17 protein-coding genes, 1 tRNA gene and 1 pseudogene are annotated in these 18,100 nt (G+C 69.2%); 15 read left to right on the top strand and 4 right to left on the bottom strand.

Annotation, left to right across the window (positions count from 1 at the left end; all coding sequences use genetic code 11):
* Positions 1-71 precede the first annotated feature (71 nt).
* The gene (locus tag J1M36_RS04110; protein WP_206478722.1) at positions 72-734 is read right to left on the bottom strand and encodes a hypothetical protein; all 663 of its coding nucleotides are present in this window, start codon (positions 732-734) and stop codon (positions 72-74) included.
* Positions 735-1,056: 322 nt separating this feature from the next.
* On the opposite strand from J1M36_RS04110, the pseudogene J1M36_RS04115 reads away from it, so the two are divergent.
* From J1M36_RS04115 to J1M36_RS04155, 10 genes and pseudogenes are all read left to right on the top strand, one after another.
* Positions 1,057-1,554, top strand: a pseudogene (locus tag J1M36_RS04115) (PUA domain-containing protein); the annotation flags it as partial.
* 68 nt (positions 1,555-1,622) lie between these two features.
* The gene (locus J1M36_RS04120; RefSeq protein WP_206478723.1) at positions 1,623-2,930 is read left to right on the top strand and encodes a glutamate-5-semialdehyde dehydrogenase; all 1,308 of its coding nucleotides are present in this window, start codon (positions 1,623-1,625) and stop codon (positions 2,928-2,930) included.
* Positions 2,931-3,009: 79 nt separating this feature from the next.
* Complete coding sequence (locus J1M36_RS04125) at positions 3,010-3,267, top strand: hypothetical protein (RefSeq protein ID WP_098055042.1); 258 nt, start codon at positions 3,010-3,012, stop codon at positions 3,265-3,267.
* Between the two features lie 59 nt (positions 3,268-3,326).
* Complete coding sequence (nadD, locus tag J1M36_RS04130; RefSeq protein ID WP_274606019.1) at positions 3,327-4,058, top strand: nicotinate-nucleotide adenylyltransferase; 732 nt, start codon at positions 3,327-3,329, stop codon at positions 4,056-4,058.
* Positions 4,055-5,017 carry a hypothetical protein gene (locus J1M36_RS04135; RefSeq protein WP_206478724.1) on the top strand — a complete coding sequence of 321 codons (963 nt, stop codon included), beginning with the start codon at positions 4,055-4,057 and terminating at the stop codon, positions 5,015-5,017. The genes nadD and J1M36_RS04135 overlap by 4 nt, the downstream gene beginning before the upstream one ends.
* Before the next feature lie 32 nt (positions 5,018-5,049).
* Positions 5,050-5,460, top strand: coding sequence for a ribosome silencing factor (gene rsfS, locus J1M36_RS04140; protein ID WP_064846159.1), 411 nt, complete (start codon positions 5,050-5,052; stop codon positions 5,458-5,460).
* Positions 5,461-5,619: 159 nt separating this feature from the next.
* Positions 5,620-5,692, top strand: a tRNA-Ala gene (locus tag J1M36_RS04145).
* A gap of 355 nt (positions 5,693-6,047) precedes the next feature.
* Positions 6,048-6,170: a hypothetical protein gene (locus J1M36_RS12985; RefSeq protein ID WP_274606018.1), complete on the top strand. Its 123-nt coding sequence runs from the start codon at positions 6,048-6,050 to the stop codon at positions 6,168-6,170.
* The gene (locus tag J1M36_RS04150) at positions 6,167-6,547 is read left to right on the top strand and encodes an isochorismatase family protein (RefSeq protein ID WP_206478725.1); all 381 of its coding nucleotides are present in this window, start codon (positions 6,167-6,169) and stop codon (positions 6,545-6,547) included. Before J1M36_RS12985 ends, J1M36_RS04150 begins: the two co-directional genes overlap by 4 nt.
* A gap of 44 nt (positions 6,548-6,591) precedes the next feature.
* The gene (locus J1M36_RS04155; RefSeq protein ID WP_206478726.1) at positions 6,592-6,801 is read left to right on the top strand and encodes a hypothetical protein; all 210 of its coding nucleotides are present in this window, start codon (positions 6,592-6,594) and stop codon (positions 6,799-6,801) included.
* A gap of 100 nt (positions 6,802-6,901) precedes the next feature.
* Here the strand turns inward: J1M36_RS04155 and J1M36_RS04160 are convergent, their stop codons facing one another.
* Positions 6,902-7,372: an esterase-like activity of phytase family protein gene (locus J1M36_RS04160; protein ID WP_206478727.1), complete on the bottom strand. Its 471-nt coding sequence runs from the start codon at positions 7,370-7,372 to the stop codon at positions 6,902-6,904.
* Between the two features lie 430 nt (positions 7,373-7,802).
* Here J1M36_RS04160 and J1M36_RS04165 point away from each other — a divergent pair, with 430 nt between their 5' ends.
* The 5 genes from J1M36_RS04165 to J1M36_RS04185 all read left to right on the top strand — a co-directional run bounded on the left by J1M36_RS04165 (position 7,803) and on the right by J1M36_RS04185 (position 16,349).
* Positions 7,803-8,462 (top strand): TetR/AcrR family transcriptional regulator, encoded by a 660-nt coding sequence (locus tag J1M36_RS04165; RefSeq protein WP_206478728.1) that lies wholly within the window; start codon positions 7,803-7,805, stop codon positions 8,460-8,462.
* Positions 8,459-9,406, top strand: coding sequence for an arsenic resistance protein (locus tag J1M36_RS04170; RefSeq protein ID WP_206478729.1), 948 nt, complete (start codon positions 8,459-8,461; stop codon positions 9,404-9,406). Before J1M36_RS04165 ends, J1M36_RS04170 begins: the two co-directional genes overlap by 4 nt.
* 127 nt (positions 9,407-9,533) lie before the next feature.
* Entirely contained in the window at positions 9,534-10,481 is a 948-nt protein-coding gene (locus tag J1M36_RS04175) for a hypothetical protein (RefSeq protein ID WP_241246852.1), read from the top strand.
* Between the two features lie 334 nt (positions 10,482-10,815).
* Positions 10,816-14,919 (top strand): Pls/PosA family non-ribosomal peptide synthetase, encoded by a 4,104-nt coding sequence (locus J1M36_RS04180; RefSeq protein ID WP_206478730.1) that lies wholly within the window; start codon positions 10,816-10,818, stop codon positions 14,917-14,919.
* Positions 14,916-16,349 (top strand): heparan-alpha-glucosaminide N-acetyltransferase domain-containing protein, encoded by a 1,434-nt coding sequence (locus tag J1M36_RS04185; protein ID WP_206478731.1) that lies wholly within the window; start codon positions 14,916-14,918, stop codon positions 16,347-16,349. The genes J1M36_RS04180 and J1M36_RS04185 overlap by 4 nt, the downstream gene beginning before the upstream one ends.
* 43 nt (positions 16,350-16,392) lie before the next feature.
* On the opposite strand, the gene J1M36_RS04190 is transcribed toward J1M36_RS04185, so the two are convergent.
* Both J1M36_RS04190 and J1M36_RS04195 read right to left on the bottom strand, forming a co-directional pair.
* Positions 16,393-17,175 carry a 4'-phosphopantetheinyl transferase superfamily protein gene (locus J1M36_RS04190; protein WP_131332826.1) on the bottom strand — a complete coding sequence of 261 codons (783 nt, stop codon included), beginning with the start codon at positions 17,173-17,175 and terminating at the stop codon, positions 16,393-16,395.
* Positions 17,172-17,936, bottom strand: a complete 765-nt coding sequence (locus J1M36_RS04195; RefSeq protein ID WP_206478732.1) for an alpha/beta fold hydrolase — start codon at positions 17,934-17,936, stop codon at positions 17,172-17,174. Before J1M36_RS04195 ends, J1M36_RS04190 begins: the two co-directional genes overlap by 4 nt.
* Between the last annotated feature and the right edge of the window lie 164 nt (positions 17,937-18,100).

Genomic DNA, 18,100 nt, shown 5'->3' on the forward strand with positions numbered 1-18,100 from the left:
TACAACCACGACCGCCGGCATTCATCGCTCGGCTACCTCGCACCCGTCGACTACGCTCGGCAATGCACCCATCAATCGGAAACCGACGACTCGCACAGCGACCGGACCGAATGAAGGGGGCGGCCCATCAGCCCCGGCACCTCACGCACGAGGAGGTTCGAATGGCCCATGGCCGATAGCTCCCGGCGCAATAGCGGCAAATGATCTCGATAATGGTGGTCTCGGGTGCCGATGATCACCTCAACCGAGGTGCTTGGTGCGAGACCGCGCAACTGCCGAGGCACGATCTCATCCGCCCATGCAATGTCCGCCTCGTCCGTACCCCCTGTCATGTACTCGAGGACGTTGGGGTGAGGTTTTTTCAGGAAGGAGCCCACCCGTGTCTGCGGCGCTCCCACCACGATCCGCCCCACGGGGACGGTACCGCCGAAGATCAAAGCCGCCGTCCCCCCCTTCGAACTGCCCACGAAGGCCACGTCCGACCAGTCCACTCCCAGTCGATCCTTGACGTCCGTCACAGCCGAAAGAACCGACCGGCGTATGCTCTCGTCGCGGTGGTCAGAGAAGAAATACGCTCCCTGATCACCGCAGTCGTCCATGACGAACAGCGTGTGCGCATCGAGGACCGACACGGCATCCCGATAGTTGTACGTGAAGCTCCCCACGGGGGCCATGGCCGAGAAGACCACCACGAGCTTGCGTGCGCCGGGATGAGTTTCGAGTAGGTAATTCACAGGCATCTCAGCTTGGAACTGTCGCCAGGCGCTTCCTGGTGCGCCCACACCCCAGTCACGCAGGGTGAAGTCACCTGTACAGATGAGCGTGGTGAGTCGGAATGAGGTACCTCGTGCTGCAATCTCGAGGACGGCACCTGGTTCGGATTTGCCGAATGTGGGGAAACGATGTCCATGAACACCCGGGCCTTCCCCGTGGGCTGACCCCGTTTGGTAGGTCCGGTGGTTGTGTGAGTCGTCCTGTTGCCCGGGGGTCCGGGCAGTGAGACTGGTCAGATCATGACGAACAGCAGGAAGCGTCACACCTCGGAGCAGGTCGTCCGGGATGGTGACCAAGGTGCAGGCGGCGCGCATCGCGGCGTCGTCTGGCATCCCGGCGCTCGTGACCTCCGCCGCGAACATCGAGAGTGCGCTGGCCGGCGACGACGTGGGCACGTGGTTCGCCACGACCGGCGGGCGGCGCAACGTGCGGTTGCTGTGGCTCGCGCACCTCGCGGACATCAAGGGCACCCTGACCCTGGACGACGGCGCGGTGGAGGCCATTCGCGGTCGTCGCTCGCTGCTCGCGGCCGGTGTCACCGAGGTGTCCGGGAAGTTCACCGCGGGCGATCCCGTGGCCATGGTGGATTCCCAGGGAAAGGAAGTGGCCCACGGGCTGATCAACTACGCCTCGGACGAGGTCCCCGGGATGCTCGGCAAACGCACGCACGAACTGGGGGAGGAGTTCGGTGAGGACTACGCCCGCGAGCTCGTGCACGTGGACAACCTCGTGACCATGCGGCCCCGTTCGGCGAGGACCAAACTGAAACGAACCGTCTGACCGCACGTCCAACCCCCAAACTGAACCGTGGGCGCCGCGCGCCCGCACCATGATCCGCAGGAGGAACAGTGGCCGAGAACACGTCCGTACTGACCGCGCAGGAGACCTTCGGGGACGATCCCGTGGCCGGGGTCGGCCTGATGGCCGACGACGCCCGGGTGGCCGCCCGCACGCTCGCCCGCGCCCCGCGCGCGTGGAAGGACCGCGCGCTGAACCTCATGGCCGATCGGATCGAGGCCCGCGCCGACACCGTTCTCGAGGCCAATTCGCGGGACCTGGAACGCGGGCGCGAGTCAGGGATCTCCACCGCGCTGCTGGACCGGCTCAAGCTGGACCGTACCCGCATCACGGGTCTTGCGGACGCGCTGCGGGAACTCGCGGCCCTGCCCGATCCCGTGGGCTCCGTGGTGCGCGGGCAGACGCTCGCGAACGGGCTGCGCATGCGCCAGGTGCGCGTGCCCATGGGAGTGGTGGGCGTGATCTACGAGGCCCGCCCGAACGTGACCGTGGACATCGCCGGGATCGCCGTGAAGTCCGGTAACGCGGTGCTGCTGCGCGGTGGTTCGGCGGCCTTCGACTCCAACCGGGCGCTCGTGGGCATCCTTCGGGACGCCCTCGCGGACGCCAAACTGCCCGTGGACTGCGTGCAGACCGTGGACGACTACGGCCGCGACGGCGCCAACGCCCTCATGGGTGCGCGCGGGAAGGTGGACGTGCTCATCCCGCGCGGCGGCCGTGGACTCATCCAGTCCGTGGTGACCAACGCGACCGTCCCGGTCATCGAGACGGGCGAGGGCAACGTGCACGTGTTCATCGACGAGTCCGCGCCCGCGCAGATGGCCGCCAAGCTCACCGTGAACTCCAAGACGCACCGCACCTCCACGTGCAACTCCGCCGAGACCCTGCTGCTGCACAGCGGGGCGCGGGAGACATCCCGCGAGGTGCTCGCCGCACTCGACAAGGCCGGTGTGACCCTGCACGTGGACGACCGCGCCGCAGCGCTGCTGCCCCCGGGATCGGACCACCTGCAGGCCACGGACGAGGACTGGGCCACCGAGTACCTGGACATGGACATGGCCGTGAAGGTCGTGGACGGCATCGACGAGGCGATCGAGCACATCCGCACGTACTCCACGGGCCACACCGAGGCGATCGTGACCAACGACCTGGCTAACGCGGAACGTTTCACCGCGGAGATCGACTCGGCGGCGGTCATGGTCAACGCGTCCACCCGCTTCACGGACGGCGGCCAGTTGGGGCTGGGTGCGGAGATCGGGATCTCCACGCAGAAGATGCACGCGCGCGGTCCCATGGGGCTGGAGGAGCTGACCACCACCAAGTGGGTTGTCCAGGGTGACGGCCACGTGCGTCCGTGAGACGTACCATGGAACGGACGTCACCCGGGACGTTCGTCGCATTCACCGACCGGCGCCGCCGGCCACAGAAGGGAACCGCATGAGCTCGCTGTACCTGTTGTCCAACGTCACCGTCCTGGCGGCCGAGGAGGGGCACTCCATCAACGAAGAGCTGCACGCCATGGCGCCGGTCTTCGGCATCGTCGCGTTCATCCTGTTCCTGATCATGCTCTTCATCTCCATGTCCTTCGCGCCCCGCGGCGAGGCCCCGGCCGTCGGTGAGTACGAGGACCCCGCGCAGCTGCCCGCGGAAGAGCAGGCCATGCTCGACCGGGTGCACGCCACCCCGCGCCACTGACCGACAGATCGGCACGAGTGAATCCCCTCAGCGCGTCAGTGACCGCGGCCGAGACGGAACTGGACATCCCCCCGCGCAGGCCGGGTGTGACCCGGCTGGGAGTCATGGGCGGGACCTTCGATCCCATCCACCACGGGCACCTTGTAGCGGCGTCGGAGGTCGCCGCGGTCTTCGACCTGGACGAGGTCGTCTTCGTCCCCACGGGTGAACCGTGGCAGAAGGCCGGGCAGGACGTCTCCGACGCCGAGCACCGCTACCTCATGACCGTGGTGGCCACGGCGTCCAATCCGCGGTTCACGGTGTCCCGCGTGGACATCGACCGTTCCGGACCCACGTACACGATCGACACCCTGCGGGACCTGCGCACCCTGCGTCCCCACGCCGAGCTGTTCTTCATCACCGGCGCGGACGCCATGGCGGAGATCCTCACGTGGAAGGGCACCGATGAGCTGTGGTCCTTGGCCACGTTCGTGGGTGTGACCCGCCCGGGCCACGTGCTCTCCGCGCCCGTGGGCTCGGAGAGCGTGTCGCTGCTCAACGTCCCCGCCATGACCATCTCCTCCACGGACTGCCGCGCCCGCGTGGCGGCGGGCAAGCCCGTGTGGTACCTGGTCCCGGACGGGGTCGTGCAGTACATCAACAAGTACGGCCTCTACCGCGGTTCCACCGATCCCGATGTGGACCCGGAGACCGCATCCGGCACCCCTGTGGCACAGGATGTCGGCACCCCCTCATCCGCCCCCACGGATTCGCCCGGGGTCCCCGCCCCGGGTCACAGGAGCACCGCGTGAGCACACCCCCCGAGAAGAACCGATCCGCGAACCCCCAGGAATGCCCGTGGGCCGCCCACCCGGCCACGGGACAGCAGGAGTGGGTGGCCCCGCCGGCTCCCGTGATCGAGTTGGACACCCCCCAGCACACGGGTACCGTCAAGCCCTTGGGGCCCCGGCGACTCGCGCGGCTGCAACGTGAGATGGTCGAGTACGCCCGGCAGATCCAGGAATCGGAGCGCACGGGCGGGGGAGAGGTCGACGACGCCCTGCTCGCCACCCAGCGTCGCCTCGCGGATCTCGCGATGCGCGCCGCGGCGGCCAATGAACAGGACCGGCAGGCCGCCGAGCGGGCCACCGCTGAAGAGCCCACCGCTTTGGGGAACGGACCCGCAGGATCCTCGGCCGCGGGGAACACACCCGCAGCAAGTGGCCCCGCCGGGGAGGCACTGGCTCGTCCGGCATCCGAGGGCTCCGTGCCAGGGGACACCGTGTCGTCGGGTCACGCTCCCGCCGCACCCGGGATCGGCCAGGCGCCGGTCACCCTGCCGCAACCCGTGCACGACGAGCCGGAGCCGGAGTACTTCACCATCACCTTCCCGCCGGCCCTGATGACCCAGGCGACGGGGGTGGGCCTGGGGAAGAGTCTCGCGGACCCCGCGTCCCTCCCGGCCTCACCCATGCGCTACGGACCGGTCACCGAGACTTCCCGGATCCCCGTGATCCAGGCCCCGCACCGGGACCGCACACCCGAGGGGACGCACGAGGCCGCGGCGGGAGCGGCGTCGTCAACCCCCGAAACGCGGTCCGAGACCGTGGCTCCTCCCGCCGAACCGGTGCGGGCGGTGGACGCCGAGGGACTGACCCTGCTGGAACCCGGGGCGTATTCCCGCGGGACGTCCACGACCCGAGTGGTGCTCGCGCTACTCGTGGCCGTGATCGTGGCGCTCGTGGTGGCCCTCGTGATCTTCGTTCTGTGAAACCGACCCATGCGAAAGGACAGCACACTTCAGTGACTGCAACCACCGAATCCATCGACCTCGTGCGCAGCGCCGCGCGCGCCGCGGACCAGAAGAAGGCCGAGAACGTCGTCGCGTTCGACGTCAGCGAGAGCCTCGCCATCACGGACGTCTTCATGGTGACCTCCGCGTCCAACGAACGTCTGGTCTCCGCCGTGGTGGACGCCGTGGAGGAAGCGCTCATCGAGCAGCACGACCGCCGGCCCCTGCGCCGTGAGGGCAAGGGGGAGGGCCGCTGGGTGCTCCTGGACTACGGGGACGCCGTGATCCACGTGCTCCACGACGAGGACCGTGCCTTCTACGCCCTCGAACGGCTGTGGGGCGACTGCCCGGCGATCGACGTCCAGTTGCCATCGGCTGGCTCCGCGGACATCGACGACGACGCCGCTCCTCGCGCGGTCTGAGCTCGCGCCGCCGGGCAATTTGCGCGAGTTCGCGCAAATTGTCTAGGATGGTCGAGTCGTTCCGGGGAACTGGAAACGCGATGGTCCCACGAAGTTGTTCGGGAGTGAATCCCGGGTGAACGTGGCAGGCCGAAGCGTGGTAAGGTTTCGGAGTCGTACGGGGCTATGGCGCAGCTGGTAGCGCACCTGCATGGCATGCAGGGGGTCAGGGGTTCGAGTCCCCTTAGCTCCACCGAATGGCCCGTCGGACGGGCGGAGAAATCCGGATCCTCGAAAGAGGGTCCGGGTTTTTCGCTGTCCGGGTGGGTTTGTTGTGCCGGGTGTGGTTGTCGGTCGAGGGTCCAGGAGGGGCCTCCGCGTCCGTGGCGTGGACGCCCCACACGCCGGATACACATATGTGCCGAAAAGACATGGTTCCGGGTCCTGGGCGTGCGTATCGCACCACAGATGTATTCCGTGGCCTTTCTCACGCTCTACACGGGGAAATTGTGTCCGGGCGGTCGTCACATCATGGGCAAGAAGATATGCCCCTCTCTACGCTGGGGGTGGCCCATCGTCGGGTCCCCGGAATGCGACACGAGAACACCATGTCAACGGATTTCCCCGCCCTTCCCACCTTCCACGGTTCCCTTCCGATGATCGATCCCGAGGACGTCGCTCTACTGCTGGTGGACCACCAGAGCGGCCTGTTCCAGGTCGTCGGGGTTTGAGCGTCTCGGACCTGCGCCGCAATGCGACCGTCCTGGCCAAGGTGGCCGGTAGGACGGGGATGCCCGTGGTCGCCACCGCCTCCGTCCCGCAGGGCCCCAACGGCCCGCTCATCCCGGAGATCCAGGAACATGCCCCGCAGACCGTGTACGTGCCCCGCAAGGGTGAGGTCAACGCATGGGACTGCGTGGACTTAGTGGAGGCGGTCAAGGCCACGGGGAAGAAGCAGTTCATCATCGCGGGCACGCTGACCACCGTGTGCATGGCGTTCCCCGCACTCTCGGCGGTGGCCGAGGGTTACCAGCTGCTCGCGGAGTCCCACCAGAAGGCCCAGGAGGTCGAGCGTACGGGTGAGCCATTGGATTCTGAGCGCGACTGACCGAACCACGCCCACGCCGTCAGATCGCGGACCAGGTCGCCGGGTTGGCAACCGGTGACGACGCCGACGTGGGCCTCATCGACCTGACCGAGGTCGCCCTGCCGTTCCTCGACGAGCCGGACATGCTGGCCAGGGGCAATGACGTGGAGGACACCACCAAGGAGCGGGCCCGCGGGGTCGTGGAGCCGCACCGCTCCGAGATCGAAGCGGGTTTCGCGGCCCTGCAGGCCGCACTTCGCTCCGGGCGCGACTGAGCGAACGCGCCTCGTGGCGCATCGGCCTGTTTCACGGGCCGCGGCGTGATGGGAGCGAGGGTGGGTGGGGTCCACCGTGGACCCCATCCACCCTCCCCATCTATTTGTGGGTGTTCACCCGGAGCAAGTGGAACACCGTGTCCTGGGTGGCCAGGTTGAAGTTGTCGTCCGCCGCGAGCACGAGGGATGTGTCACCGTCCGCGAAATCCGGACCGAAACTCACGGCCTCCACGTTTCCGGGGGACATCCCCGATACGACCAGGTCGATGACCAGTTCCTTCTTCATCGGGATTTCCGTACCCGTGAGGGCCGCCGAACGGGACACATCGGTGGCACCCTTGGTGCTGGCCCGGTATACCTGGATCTGGTTCTCACCCTCGACGTACTGACGCTCGATCACCAGGTAATCGGCCTTGCTCAATTGCAGCATCTCGGAAGCGCCGCGGTCGCCACCGGTCGAACCCCGCGGGACGGACACCGGCTCGGTCTCGTAGACGTACTGGGCCAGGTTGTGACCGGTCCGCCGGTCGAGCTGGGTCAGGCGCCGCGGCCGCGGCCGGTCCCGCGGCAAATAGGCCGAACCCCACGGTGATCGCGGCCGCAGGGACGAGTGATCGGTGCATGGCGGTACTCCTCGGTCTGACCCGCCCGGGTCGGCGGTGGGTGTGCCGCAGACCCTACGAGCGTCCGGAAACCGCGAGGTGACCGACCGGTGAACGTCTCTGCGCGACGTCGGGCCCCGGTATGTCCGGGATGGCCGGGCGCTGCGTGGCACGGCCGTCGACAGCGAACGTCGATCGAACCCGTCCGGGCCGGCCAGAGACCGGGCCGGGGGCAGGCCTGAGATGGACCCGGGGATGTCACGGGGCGTCGCCGGGGGTATGAGCGCGTAGCCGGAGCCGTTCGGTGACGAGGGGCAGGGACAGCCCAGAATCGTCAGGCATGTCCTTAAACTACTTAGTTCGCATGCCGGGTGAACAGTGTTCGTTTACGCTGACCCCGTGAGTTACTGGGACCATCGCAAACCCGTGCACCGCACCCGCGCCGTGGACACGGACGAGATCGGCCGAACCGCCGCCGCTCTGCTGGACGAGGGCGGGCTCCGGGCCCTGACGGTCCGCGCCGTGGCCGGTCGGTTGAACGTGGCGCCGGCGAGCCTGTACTCGCGCGTGTCGTCCGTGGACGACCTGTTCGACCTCGGGCTCGACCACGCGCTCGGCGCCGACCCCGCCATGCGACACGCGGTGGACACTTGCGAGCTCACGGACCTGATGCTCGCCTATCACGCGCACCTCACGCGCCACGGGTGGGCGTGCCTGGTGATCGGGATGCGTGCTCCCATGGGACCCCACTACCTCCGCTTGTCGGAGCGGATGATCGCTCTCCTGGACGAGCTCGGTGCGCCCGATCCCCTCAGTGCTGCGTACACACTCGCTAACTTCACGCTCGGCAGCGCTCTGACACAGCCGATGGCCCCTTCCGAGCGCGCCGCCCCGGTCGATGCGGAGATCGCGCCGCGCTATGCCCGCCTGCACACCGAGCACCCCGTGGACACCGACGCCGTCTTCCGGTCGGGACTCACGGCCCTGACCGGAACCGCGCTGACACGGGACGACACCGACGGCGCCGGACATGGTGGCGCGCGGCAGGGGCCCCGATGACCCGGTTCATGGAGCGGTTCCAGATACCCCTCTACCTCGCAGCGCTCGCGGTGGGCGCACTCGCCGGCTGGTGGGCCCCGGGCCTCGGTGGCCTCGCCGCCCCCGCGGTGACCCCGGTGCTCGCGGCCCTGCTGTACGTGACGTTCCTGGGTATCCCGCTGCGCCGCGTGGGCGAAGGTCTGCGCGACCTGCGCTTCATGGCGTGCCTGGTGATCGTCAACTTCGCGGCCGTCCCGGTCATCGTGTTCGCGCTCATCCGCGCATTCTCCATCGAGGGCCCGATGCTGATCGGGGTGCTACTGGTCCTGCTCACCCCGTGCATCGACTACGTGATCGTGTTCTCGGGCCTCGCGGGCGCCGCGAACGACCGGTTGCTCGCGGCGTCCCCCGTGCTGCTCGTCCTGCAGATGCTGACCCTGCCCCTGTATTTGTGGTCGTTTCTGGCGCCCGACGTCGCCGTGGTCGTGCACTGGGGGACATTCGCCCAGGCCCTCGCGGTGGTGATCGTCATCCCTCTGGTGGCTGCGGCAGTGACCCAGTGGGCCGCAGCGCGGTCCCCGGTGGCCCGGCGGTGGGGCCGGCTCGCCGGTGGTGCCATGGTCCCGCTCATGATGCTCACCCTCGCGACCGTGGTCGCGTCCCAGATCGCCCTCGTGGGTTCACGCGCGCAAGCGCTGCTGCCGCTCGTACCCGTCTACGTGAGCTTCGCAGCGCTCATGACGGCGCTCGGCTGGGCGGCCGGTCGCCTTGCCGGCCTGCGCGTCCGCGAGCGCCGCGCGGTGCTCTTCAGCGGGGTCACGCGCAACTCCCTGGTGGTGCTGCCGCTCGCCCTCGCGGCGCCGGACGGCACGGTCCTCGCGCCGCTCGCCGTACTCACGCAGACCCTCGTGGAGCTGCTCGTCATGCTCGCACTCGTCGGCCTCGTGCCCCGTCTGGTGCGCTGAAGCGGACGACGACGCCGCGGCGCCGGGGCGTCGCGCGGACCCGGCCGAGCGACGTCGTCTCACGCCACAGGGGTGTCGCGGGGTGGAAGGTCGAGAACTCCCAGCCCGCGGGGGTACGATTCCGGCCATGCCTACCAGTCCCACGAGGACGGGCGCGAGACATGCCTCGTGGCGTGTCGTTCTGGTGCTGGTCCTGCTGCTGGTGCTGGTGGCGGCCGTGGTCCTCATCAGTGTGAACCCGTTCAAGTCCGCGGATCCGCCCAGGACCGACTGCACCCAGTACGGGCTGCGCGCGGACGACTCCCGAGCCTTCCCCCACACGGTGACCCTGGCCACGCAGCCGACCACCCAGGACCAGACCCAAGCCGGGGCGCTCGGCCACCTGGAGCAGACCTACACGTACCGCGGGACCACGAGTTCCTACCACGTGATCGACGGCGGGGTGGACGTCTCCAAGCCCGTGGGGCTCGTGATCGACCTGCACGGGGACGGCGGGGCGGAGTACTTCGAACCGGGTGGGCGCACCACGTGCCTGTCCGCGATCGCGGCCTCCCACAACGACCTGTTGGCCGTGCCCCTCACACCCGACTGCCAGGGCGAGTGCACGTGGTGGCAGGGGATGAGTGCCAACATGCGCTGGTTGCGCGCTTTGACCGAGAACCGGCTGCTCGCGGACCTCCCGGTGCAACGGGACCGGGTGTCGTGGTTCGGGTACTCGGGTGGCGCGGAGATGCTCAGCTACGGGGTGCTCAGCGGTGCCCGGGACCTCGTGACCGGCGGTGCGGCCATGGTGGGCGGTGGTGGCGCGCCGGACGGGCTGTCGAAGGTCCCGACCCGCCAGGAGAAGGCCGAGGTGCGCATGTGGTGGTTCACGGGTCTGCTGGACAACGGCTCAGATCCCGCGTCCGATTTCGACGCCGTCACGGCGGCCACGGAGGGTCAGCGCTTCTACGAGAAGCGCGGCTTCACGCGCACCCGCCTGGAACTGATGCCGCACCGCGACCACTTCAACATGCCGGACGCCGAGATCCTGGACGAACTGCTCGCGGCGGACGAACCCACGCATTCCACGTGATCTACGGAACACGATTCACGGGCACACGGGGGAAGTCCGTGGGGTGGGTCACGTTGAGTAATTCTTCAGCATGACATCCCCACCTGGGTGATGCCGGGACCGACACCGTACATTGCATCCAAGTTCATGCTTGTCGTATTCTGGCGACGTAATCTGGGCCAGCAGGGGGATATTTTCGCTGGACGCCATTGCGCATCTTCCGGATGTCACGCTGCCGTATCGGTCGGGGGACCCATCGGCATGATCCATACGTTTGCAGCACCGCGCCTCGACCGAGGACGACGTCCGCATCTCCCTGCACCACCGGTCCTTAGCAAGGGGGAGAGTACTAGCAGTGGACAGCCAAGATCTTAGGAGCGGAGTCCGAGCGCTCGCGCCGGACAGGGCCGTGTACCCGGTGGAGGAACCACCGGCACCGCGCACCCTCGTCGACATCGTCCTCGAGACGGTCGCGCAGTACCCGGACGCCATCGCCTTGGAGGACGAGAACGAGAGCGTTCCCTACGGGGAACTCGAGGACCGGATCGAGACCCACGTCCAGCGGTTGTGGGACATGGGCATCGGACGCGGGGACCGTGTGGGCGTGCGTGTGCCCTCCGGCGGCGTGGACCTGTACGTTGCCATCCTGGCCACCCTGTTCGCCGGCGCGGCCTACGTGCCCGTGGACTGGGACGACCCCGATGAACGCGCGCGCACCGTGTGGGAGGAAGCCGGCGTGGCCGCCGTGTTCGGTCAGGGGCTCGAACTGACCCGCAACCCGGCCGTGACCACGGGTGAGCAGACCGCCACCCCGCGTACCCGCGACGACGCCTGGATCATCTTCACCTCCGGGTCCACCGGTAAGCCCAAGGGCGTGGCGATCTCCCACCGCTCCGCCGCGGCACTCGTGGACGCCGAGGCCCTCATGTACCTGCAGCGCCGCCCGCTCGGCCCCGGTGACCGCGTGATGGCGGGACTGTCCGTGGCTTTCGACGCGTCCTGCGAGGAGATGTGGCTCGCGTGGCGCCACGGTGCCACCCTGGTGCCCGCACCGCGCAAGATCGTGCGCTCCGGCCCGGACTTGGGCCAGTGGATCGTGGACAAGGAGATCACCGCGGTCTCCACCGTGCCCACGCTCGCATCCCTGTGGCCCAATGCCGCACTGGACCGGGTGCGCCTGCTGATCTTCGGCGGCGAGGCCTGCCCCCTGGAACTGACCAAGCACCTGGTGCGCCCGGGCCGTGAGGTGTGGAACACCTACGGACCCACCGAGGCCACCGTCATCGCCACGGGCGCCCTGCTCAACGGGGAGGCCCCAGTGCGCATCGGTCTGGCCGTGCCCGGGTGGGAACTCGCCGTCGTGGACGCCGACGGCCAGCCCGTGGGCTGGGGTGAGACCGGCGAGCTGATCATCGGCGGCGTGGGTCTGGGCCGCTACCTGGACCCCGCCAAGGACGCCGAGAAGTACGCGCCGCTGGAATCCCTGGGCTGGGACCGCGCGTACCGCTCGGGCGACGTCGTGCGCGCGGACCCCGAGGGCATCGTCTTCGCGGGCCGTGCCGACGACCAGGTCAAGGTCTCGGGGCGGCGCATCGAACTCGGTGAGATCGACACGCAGATGAGCGCCGTGCCCGGCGTGAAGCTCGGCGCGTGCGCCGTGCACTCCACCCCGGGCGGTGGCAGCGTGATCGCGGGTTACCTGGTCCCCGAGTTCGAGGGCTCCGTGGATCTCTCCGAGGCGCGGCGTTGGCTCGTGGAACGACTCCCGGGGCAGATGGTCCCCGCGCTGTGCATCATGGACGAACTGCCCATGAAAACCTCCGGCAAGGTGGACCGCAAGGCCCTTCCCTGGCCGCTGCCCACGTCCAACGACGACGGCTCCGAGTCCCTGACCGGGGACCTCGCGTGGCTCGCGGAACTGTGGGCGGACCAACTCGGACCGCTGCCGTTCGGCCCGGACAGCGATTTCTTCGCAATGGGTGGCAGCTCCGTGGCGCTCGCCCGGTTGGTCTCCGCGCTGCGCAAGACCCACCCGGACACCGAGATCGCCAAGATCTACGCCCACCCCACCCTCGAGGGCATGGCCGGTTACCTGGCCACGCTGGGGGAGTCCCACGACGTCAAGCGGGACCCCGAGCCCACCCCCGCGAGCACCGGCTGGCTGCAGGGGCTGTTCATCCTGGCCCTGAACTTCCTGAACGGGTTCCGCTACGTGGTGGGCGCGCTCATCGTGGTGTGGCTGCTGGCCGTGGTCGCGGACGCCGGTTGGGTCCCCACGCCGCCGTTGTGGCCGCTCGTCCTGGGGTGGCTCGTGATGTTCTCCCTTCCGGGGCGCGTGTTCATCGGCGCTGCCGCGGTACGCGCGCTGACCGCGGGGTTGAAACCCGGGCACTATCCGCGGGGGAGCTGGAACCACCTGCGCGTGTGGGCCGCCGAGCGCATCGTGGTCTACAACAAGTACGACGTCCTCACCGGCACCCCCATGGCCCGCGGCCTGCACCGGTTGTTCGGCAACAAGATCGGTAAGGGCGCACACCTCTACAACACCCCGCCCGTCACGGGTCTCGTGAGCGTGGGGGAGCACTCCACCCTGGAGTTCGAATCGGATCTGTCCGGCTACTGGCTGGACGGGGACGTCTTCCACGTGGGCGCCATCGAGATCGGTGACAACGCCCGCGTGGGCACCCGCACCCTCGTGGATCCCGGGATGCGCGTGGGCCACGGCGCCGAGGTGCTGCCCGGCTCGCACGTCAGCCGCAACGTCCCGGACGGCGAGCTGTGGGGCGGCTCCCCTCTGCGCCACCACGGCTCGGCCGGCCTCACGTGGCCCGAGGAGTCCCCGGAGGCCACGGGCGGCATGAAGACCTGGGGTTCGGCGACGTCGCACCTCGCGTTCTCCGCGGGCGCCGTGCTCGTGGGGTTGTTGCCCTTCCTCGCCCTGATCCCCGGGGCGCTGATCGTGCTGTCCCAGGTGATCACCATCCGGCAGTACGAGCTCGTCTTCCCGATCGTGGCGGTGTGGGTCCCCGTGTTCACCATCGTGACCGCGGTGGTGTGGTTGTTGCTCGTGGTCGCGCTCGTGCGCCTCGTGGCCGGGATGATCGTGCCGGGGTACTTCCCCCAGAACGGTCCCGTGGGGTGGGCCATGTGGCTCACCGAGACGCTCATGCAGCGCACCCTGATCTCCACCTACCCCGTGTACGCGTCCTGCATCACTCCGTGGTTCATGCGCCTGCTTGGGGCCAAGGTGGGGCGCAACGTGGAGATCTCCACCGCGGAGACCATCCCGCACCTCACCACGCTCAAGGACGGGTCCTTCCTGGCCGACCACGCCCTGGTCACGTCCCACCGCGCCGGGTTCGGATGGCTGCACGTGGGTACCTCCGTGATCGGTGAGCGCACCTTCGTGGGCAACTCCGGGATCGTGGGACCGGACCGGGACCTGCCCGCGGACGCCCTCGTGGCCGTGCTCAGCTCCGCCCCGCACCACGCACCCGCCGGTTCGTCCTGGCTGGGTCGCACGGCCGAGCCGATCGCCCGTGCCAAGACCGAGGCCGACGCCGAGTCCACGTTCCGCCCGCAACGGCGGCTCAAGGCGGCGCGTGCGTTCGTGGAATTCTTCCGCTTCGTGCCCGCCATGGTCTCGGCCTGGTTGGACCTCATCATCGTGTACGTCCTCACCGAGATCTACATGTCCCACGGGATGGGTGCCACGGGTGTGGTGGCCGCGTTCGCGTGGTCCGGTGTGGTGCTCACGGTCGCCAGTACCGTGGCCTGCCTGGTGCCGGTGCTCGTCAAGTGGGCCCTCGTGGGCCGCTTCCGACCCAGCGAACGGCCGCTGTTCAGCTCATTCGTGTGGCGCAACGAACTCACGGACGTGTTCGCCGAGTCCCTCGCGGTCCCGTCCATGATCCGCCTGAGCGTGGGCTCGCCCATGTTCAACCTGTGGGCGCGCCTGATGGGTGCGCACATCGGTCGCGGCGTGTGGTGCGAGTCATGGTGGCTGCCCGAGTTCGACCTCGTGCGCCTCGAGGACAACGTGTCCGTCAACCGCGGCACGGTCCTGCAGACCCACTTGTTCCACGACCGGGTCATGCGGATGGAGCCCGTGACCATGCGGCGGGGATCCACGCTGGGCCCCAACAGCTTCGTGCTGCCCGGTGCGACGATCGAGGAGCGCACCACCGTGGGCCCCGGGTCCCTGGTCATGCGGCAAGAGACGGTGCCCCCGGATGGCAACTGGGGCGGTAACCCCATCCGTCACCTCGCACCGGGGGACCAGGCGATCAGCGCCGAGGTCGTGCCCGCGATCGAGTCGGACCACGTGTCCACCGCACCGTTGCTCGGAGCTGCACCGGCGCCGCAGTTGAGCGCGGGATCGTCCGCGATGGCCACGGTTCGCACCGACGTCGTCCCCGCGGGGAAGACCTCCGGTAAGCACGAGGGAGTCACCGAATGACGCAGCAGAGCACGCAAGAAGTCGTCCTGGAGGGTGACCTGCCCGTGGGACAGCGCCCGCAACCGGGGCGCCGTCCACCGCGAGAGGTGTGGTTGGGCGACCGCGGGGACGAGGGCCGCACCGCGGCGGAGAGCGGTCTGTGGACCGCCGCGACCCCGGTGGTCACCGCGCCGCCACGTTCCACGTCCGCACCGCGTCAGGGTGCGGCCACCCGCAACGTGACGAGCGCGGACGGCCGCCGCACCAAGCGCCGCATCATGGGCGTGGACGTGGCGCGTGGATTCGCGCTCATCGGGATGATCGCGGTGCACGTGCTCCCCGCGACGAACGCCGCGGGGGAACCGTCCCTCGAATGGACCCTGTTCGCCGGGCACTCGGCCGCGCTGTTCGCCACGCTCGCCGGTGTGAGCCTCGCGTTCATGACCGGGGGGCGCACCCCGCGCCACGGTCGTGACGGCTCCCGGGCGCGGTTCTCCATCCTGGTGCGTGCCCTGCTGCTGTTCGCGATCGGTCTCACGGTGAACCTGCTCGAATTGCCCGTATACAACATCCTGATCTACTACGGTCTGATGTTCCTGCTGGCCATCCCGTTCACGCTCATGAGTGTGCGGTGGCTGCTGGCCTCGGCCGCGTTCTTCGCGGTGGTCATGCCGTTCGTGATGCAGTGGTCGCTGTCGGTGCTGCCCGCCCACGTGTACGGCAACCCCAGCTTCCTGGAGATCTTCTCGGACCCGGGATCCGTGTTCGCGGAGCTGTTCCTCACGGGCACCTACCCGGCGCTGCCATGGATGACGTTCATCTGCCTGGGCCTGGCGCTGGGCCGGTTGCCCCTGTCCCGCGACCGGGTGCAGGTGCTGCTCGTGATCGTGGGCGCCGTGGTCGCCGCCCTGTCCCGCGGTATCTCCATGCTCATGCTGCTGCGGTTCGACCTCGAGGACGCGTTGATCAATGCGACCCCGTGGATGACGTCCGAGGACGTGTGGAACATCCAGTACTACGGCCCGGACCCCCAGCTGCCGGACACCACGAACCTGTGGTTGCTGCTCACGGGCCCGCACACCAACACCCCGCTCGCCCTGTTCGAGAGCGCGGGCATGGCTATGATCGCACTGGGCGCGTTCCTGCTGCTGTGCCGCGTGATCGGCAAGTGGCTCACGTGGCTGGGTGCCATGGGCTCCATGACGCTGACGCTCTACGTGTGGCACCTGATCTTCATGGCGTTCGTGTGGACGGACGGCACCCCGTGGTTCTGGTACATCGTCCAGATTGTGGTGGCCGCCCTGTTCGCGGTGGCGTGGCAGCACGCCGTGGGGGCGGGTCCGCTCGAGCGGTTCGTGACCCGGGCGTCCAAGGGCGCGTCGGCCGCGGTGATCCGGCCCAAGAAGGCGCTCCCGCGGCGTCGTGCGGAGACCCCGCGGCGTCGCCACTGAGTGATGCCGCTGCCCCGCGGGGCGGATGACGAATGAACGGACCTCAGCCCTGCGGGGCGGGGTCCGTTCGCCATGCCACGGCCAGGCGCGCGTTCTCCCGCGCCGTGGTGCGCACGTCGCTCACGCTCCACCCGTGGCCGTAGTCCGCGCGTGCGGCCGATCCCACGTGGATGCTTGCGGGGTCGCGGGACAGTCCCGTCTGCCAGCCCTTCACCAGCGCTTCCACCCGCACCCATGTGCGCGTCACGGCCACGGCACGACGCCGCCCGCGCACGCGGGAAAGCCGGGCGCGGTCCGCGGGGTGCAGGATGTCGAGCAGCACGTTCGCCTCCACCTCGGACTGCAGACGCTCCACGTCCACGCCCACGGCACGCTGGGCCGTGACGAGAGCGATGACCCCGGCCGTGCGCGAGACCGAGAACCGGACGGGGCGAACGTGACCCAGCGCGGAGGACGCCGCGAGCTCGGGACCGGCGTCACCGCGGGACCCGGTCACCGCCGCCGCGCGACCGTGCACCTCGTGGGGTGCCCCGGTGCGTGGGTCGTGGCTGATCGGGACCTCGTGGGCGGCGCACCCGAGTCGGTGGGCCAGAACGTGGCGCAGAGCGACGCGTGAGACCACGAACAGTTCACGGGTGTGGGAGTCCTGCAGCGCACACGCCCGGGACAGTTCGTCCTCCGTGAGGCAGTCCACGGCGGAGAACGCCCAGGACGAGACATCCTCAAGGTGCAGGACGTGCAGCGTGAGATCCGCCGGTGCACCGGGCACGCGGCGTCGTTGTGCTGCCCACACGGGCTGGCGGTGCGCGACCGCGTGCGCGCTCATCGGGCGCCACCCGTCGTGCCGTCGACAGCGGACCGCAACGCGTCGTGCAGCTCGCGTGCGTGATCGAACAGCCCGTGATGGCCCCCGGGGATCGTGAGTGTGGCAGTGCCCCCGGTGCTCGTCCACCCCGCCATGGACCCCGCCGACGCCGTGCGGTCCTCCTGTGCGTGGACGAGCAGCAGGGGCGTGGCGAGGTCCGGCGGGGCGGCGTCGTAGCTCAACGACGCCCGAAGATCCGCGCGCAACGGGGCCAGGACGAGCTCACGCAGACCAGGGTCCGTGAGCAGCTCCTCGGGGGTGCCCCCGAGCTCGAGCAACCAAGCGGCCAGAGCGGCGTCGTCCTCGAGGATCGACGCGAGGTGCGGATCGCGATCCGGGGGCGCGGCCTTGGCGGAGAGAACCGTACGCTCGAGCCGACCCGGGCGCTCGCGGTCCAGGGCCGCGGTGAACTCGGCGGCGAGCAGCGCACCGAAGGAGTGACCGAGCGCGACCGTGGGCCGCTCGTCCGCGTCGAGGATCGGCAGCAGCGCCGCAAGCGCTTCCGCGACGAGCTCCGGGACGTCCACCACAGCGGGTTCGGCCATACGTGATTCCCGGCCTGGACGGCGGTGGGTGAGCACCTCGGTGTCCGCGGCCTGCAGATCGCGGCCGGACAGTGCCCCGGCGCCGGCATGGGGGAAGACGACGAGGCGCCGTTGCGGGGTGAACGGGCCGGAGAACCACTGGGCGAGGGCCGTGGCGGGGGGTGGGGTCGTAGCCAACTTCCCGGACCTCCTGAATCCTGAGTGTGCCGACTGCCGCCGGTGCCGCGCGTGGGCGACGCTCGCTCGGTACGGTGCCGGACTGTTCCACCGGGCGGCCCTGTGGGGCGTTGCGGCGGGTGCTCCGGTGCGGGTCCGGGGTGCTGCGAGTGGGCGTCTGACTG

Source organism: Kocuria sp. KRD140, assembly GCF_017168375.1.
In the GTDB taxonomy this organism is placed as follows: domain Bacteria; phylum Actinomycetota; class Actinomycetes; order Actinomycetales; family Micrococcaceae; genus Kocuria; species Kocuria marina.

Bases quoted from the DNA above. Each gene is read 5' to 3' on its own strand.
- J1M36_RS04125 (WP_098055042.1), top strand. From the start codon at position 3,010: ATGAGCTCGCTGTACCTGTTGTCCAACGTCACCGTCCTGGCGGCCGAG.
- J1M36_RS12985 (WP_274606018.1), top strand. From the start codon at position 6,048: ATGTCAACGGATTTCCCCGCCCTTCCCACCTTCCACGGTTCCCTTCCG.
- J1M36_RS04170 (WP_206478729.1), top strand. From the start codon at position 8,459: ATGACCCGGTTCATGGAGCGGTTCCAGATACCCCTCTACCTCGCAGCG.
- J1M36_RS04175 (WP_241246852.1), top strand. From the start codon at position 9,534: ATGCCTACCAGTCCCACGAGGACGGGCGCGAGACATGCCTCGTGGCGT.
- J1M36_RS04185 (WP_206478731.1), top strand. From the start codon at position 14,916: ATGACGCAGCAGAGCACGCAAGAAGTCGTCCTGGAGGGTGACCTGCCC.
- J1M36_RS04190 (WP_131332826.1), bottom strand. From the start codon at position 17,175: ATGAGCGCGCACGCGGTCGCGCACCGCCAGCCCGTGTGGGCAGCACAA.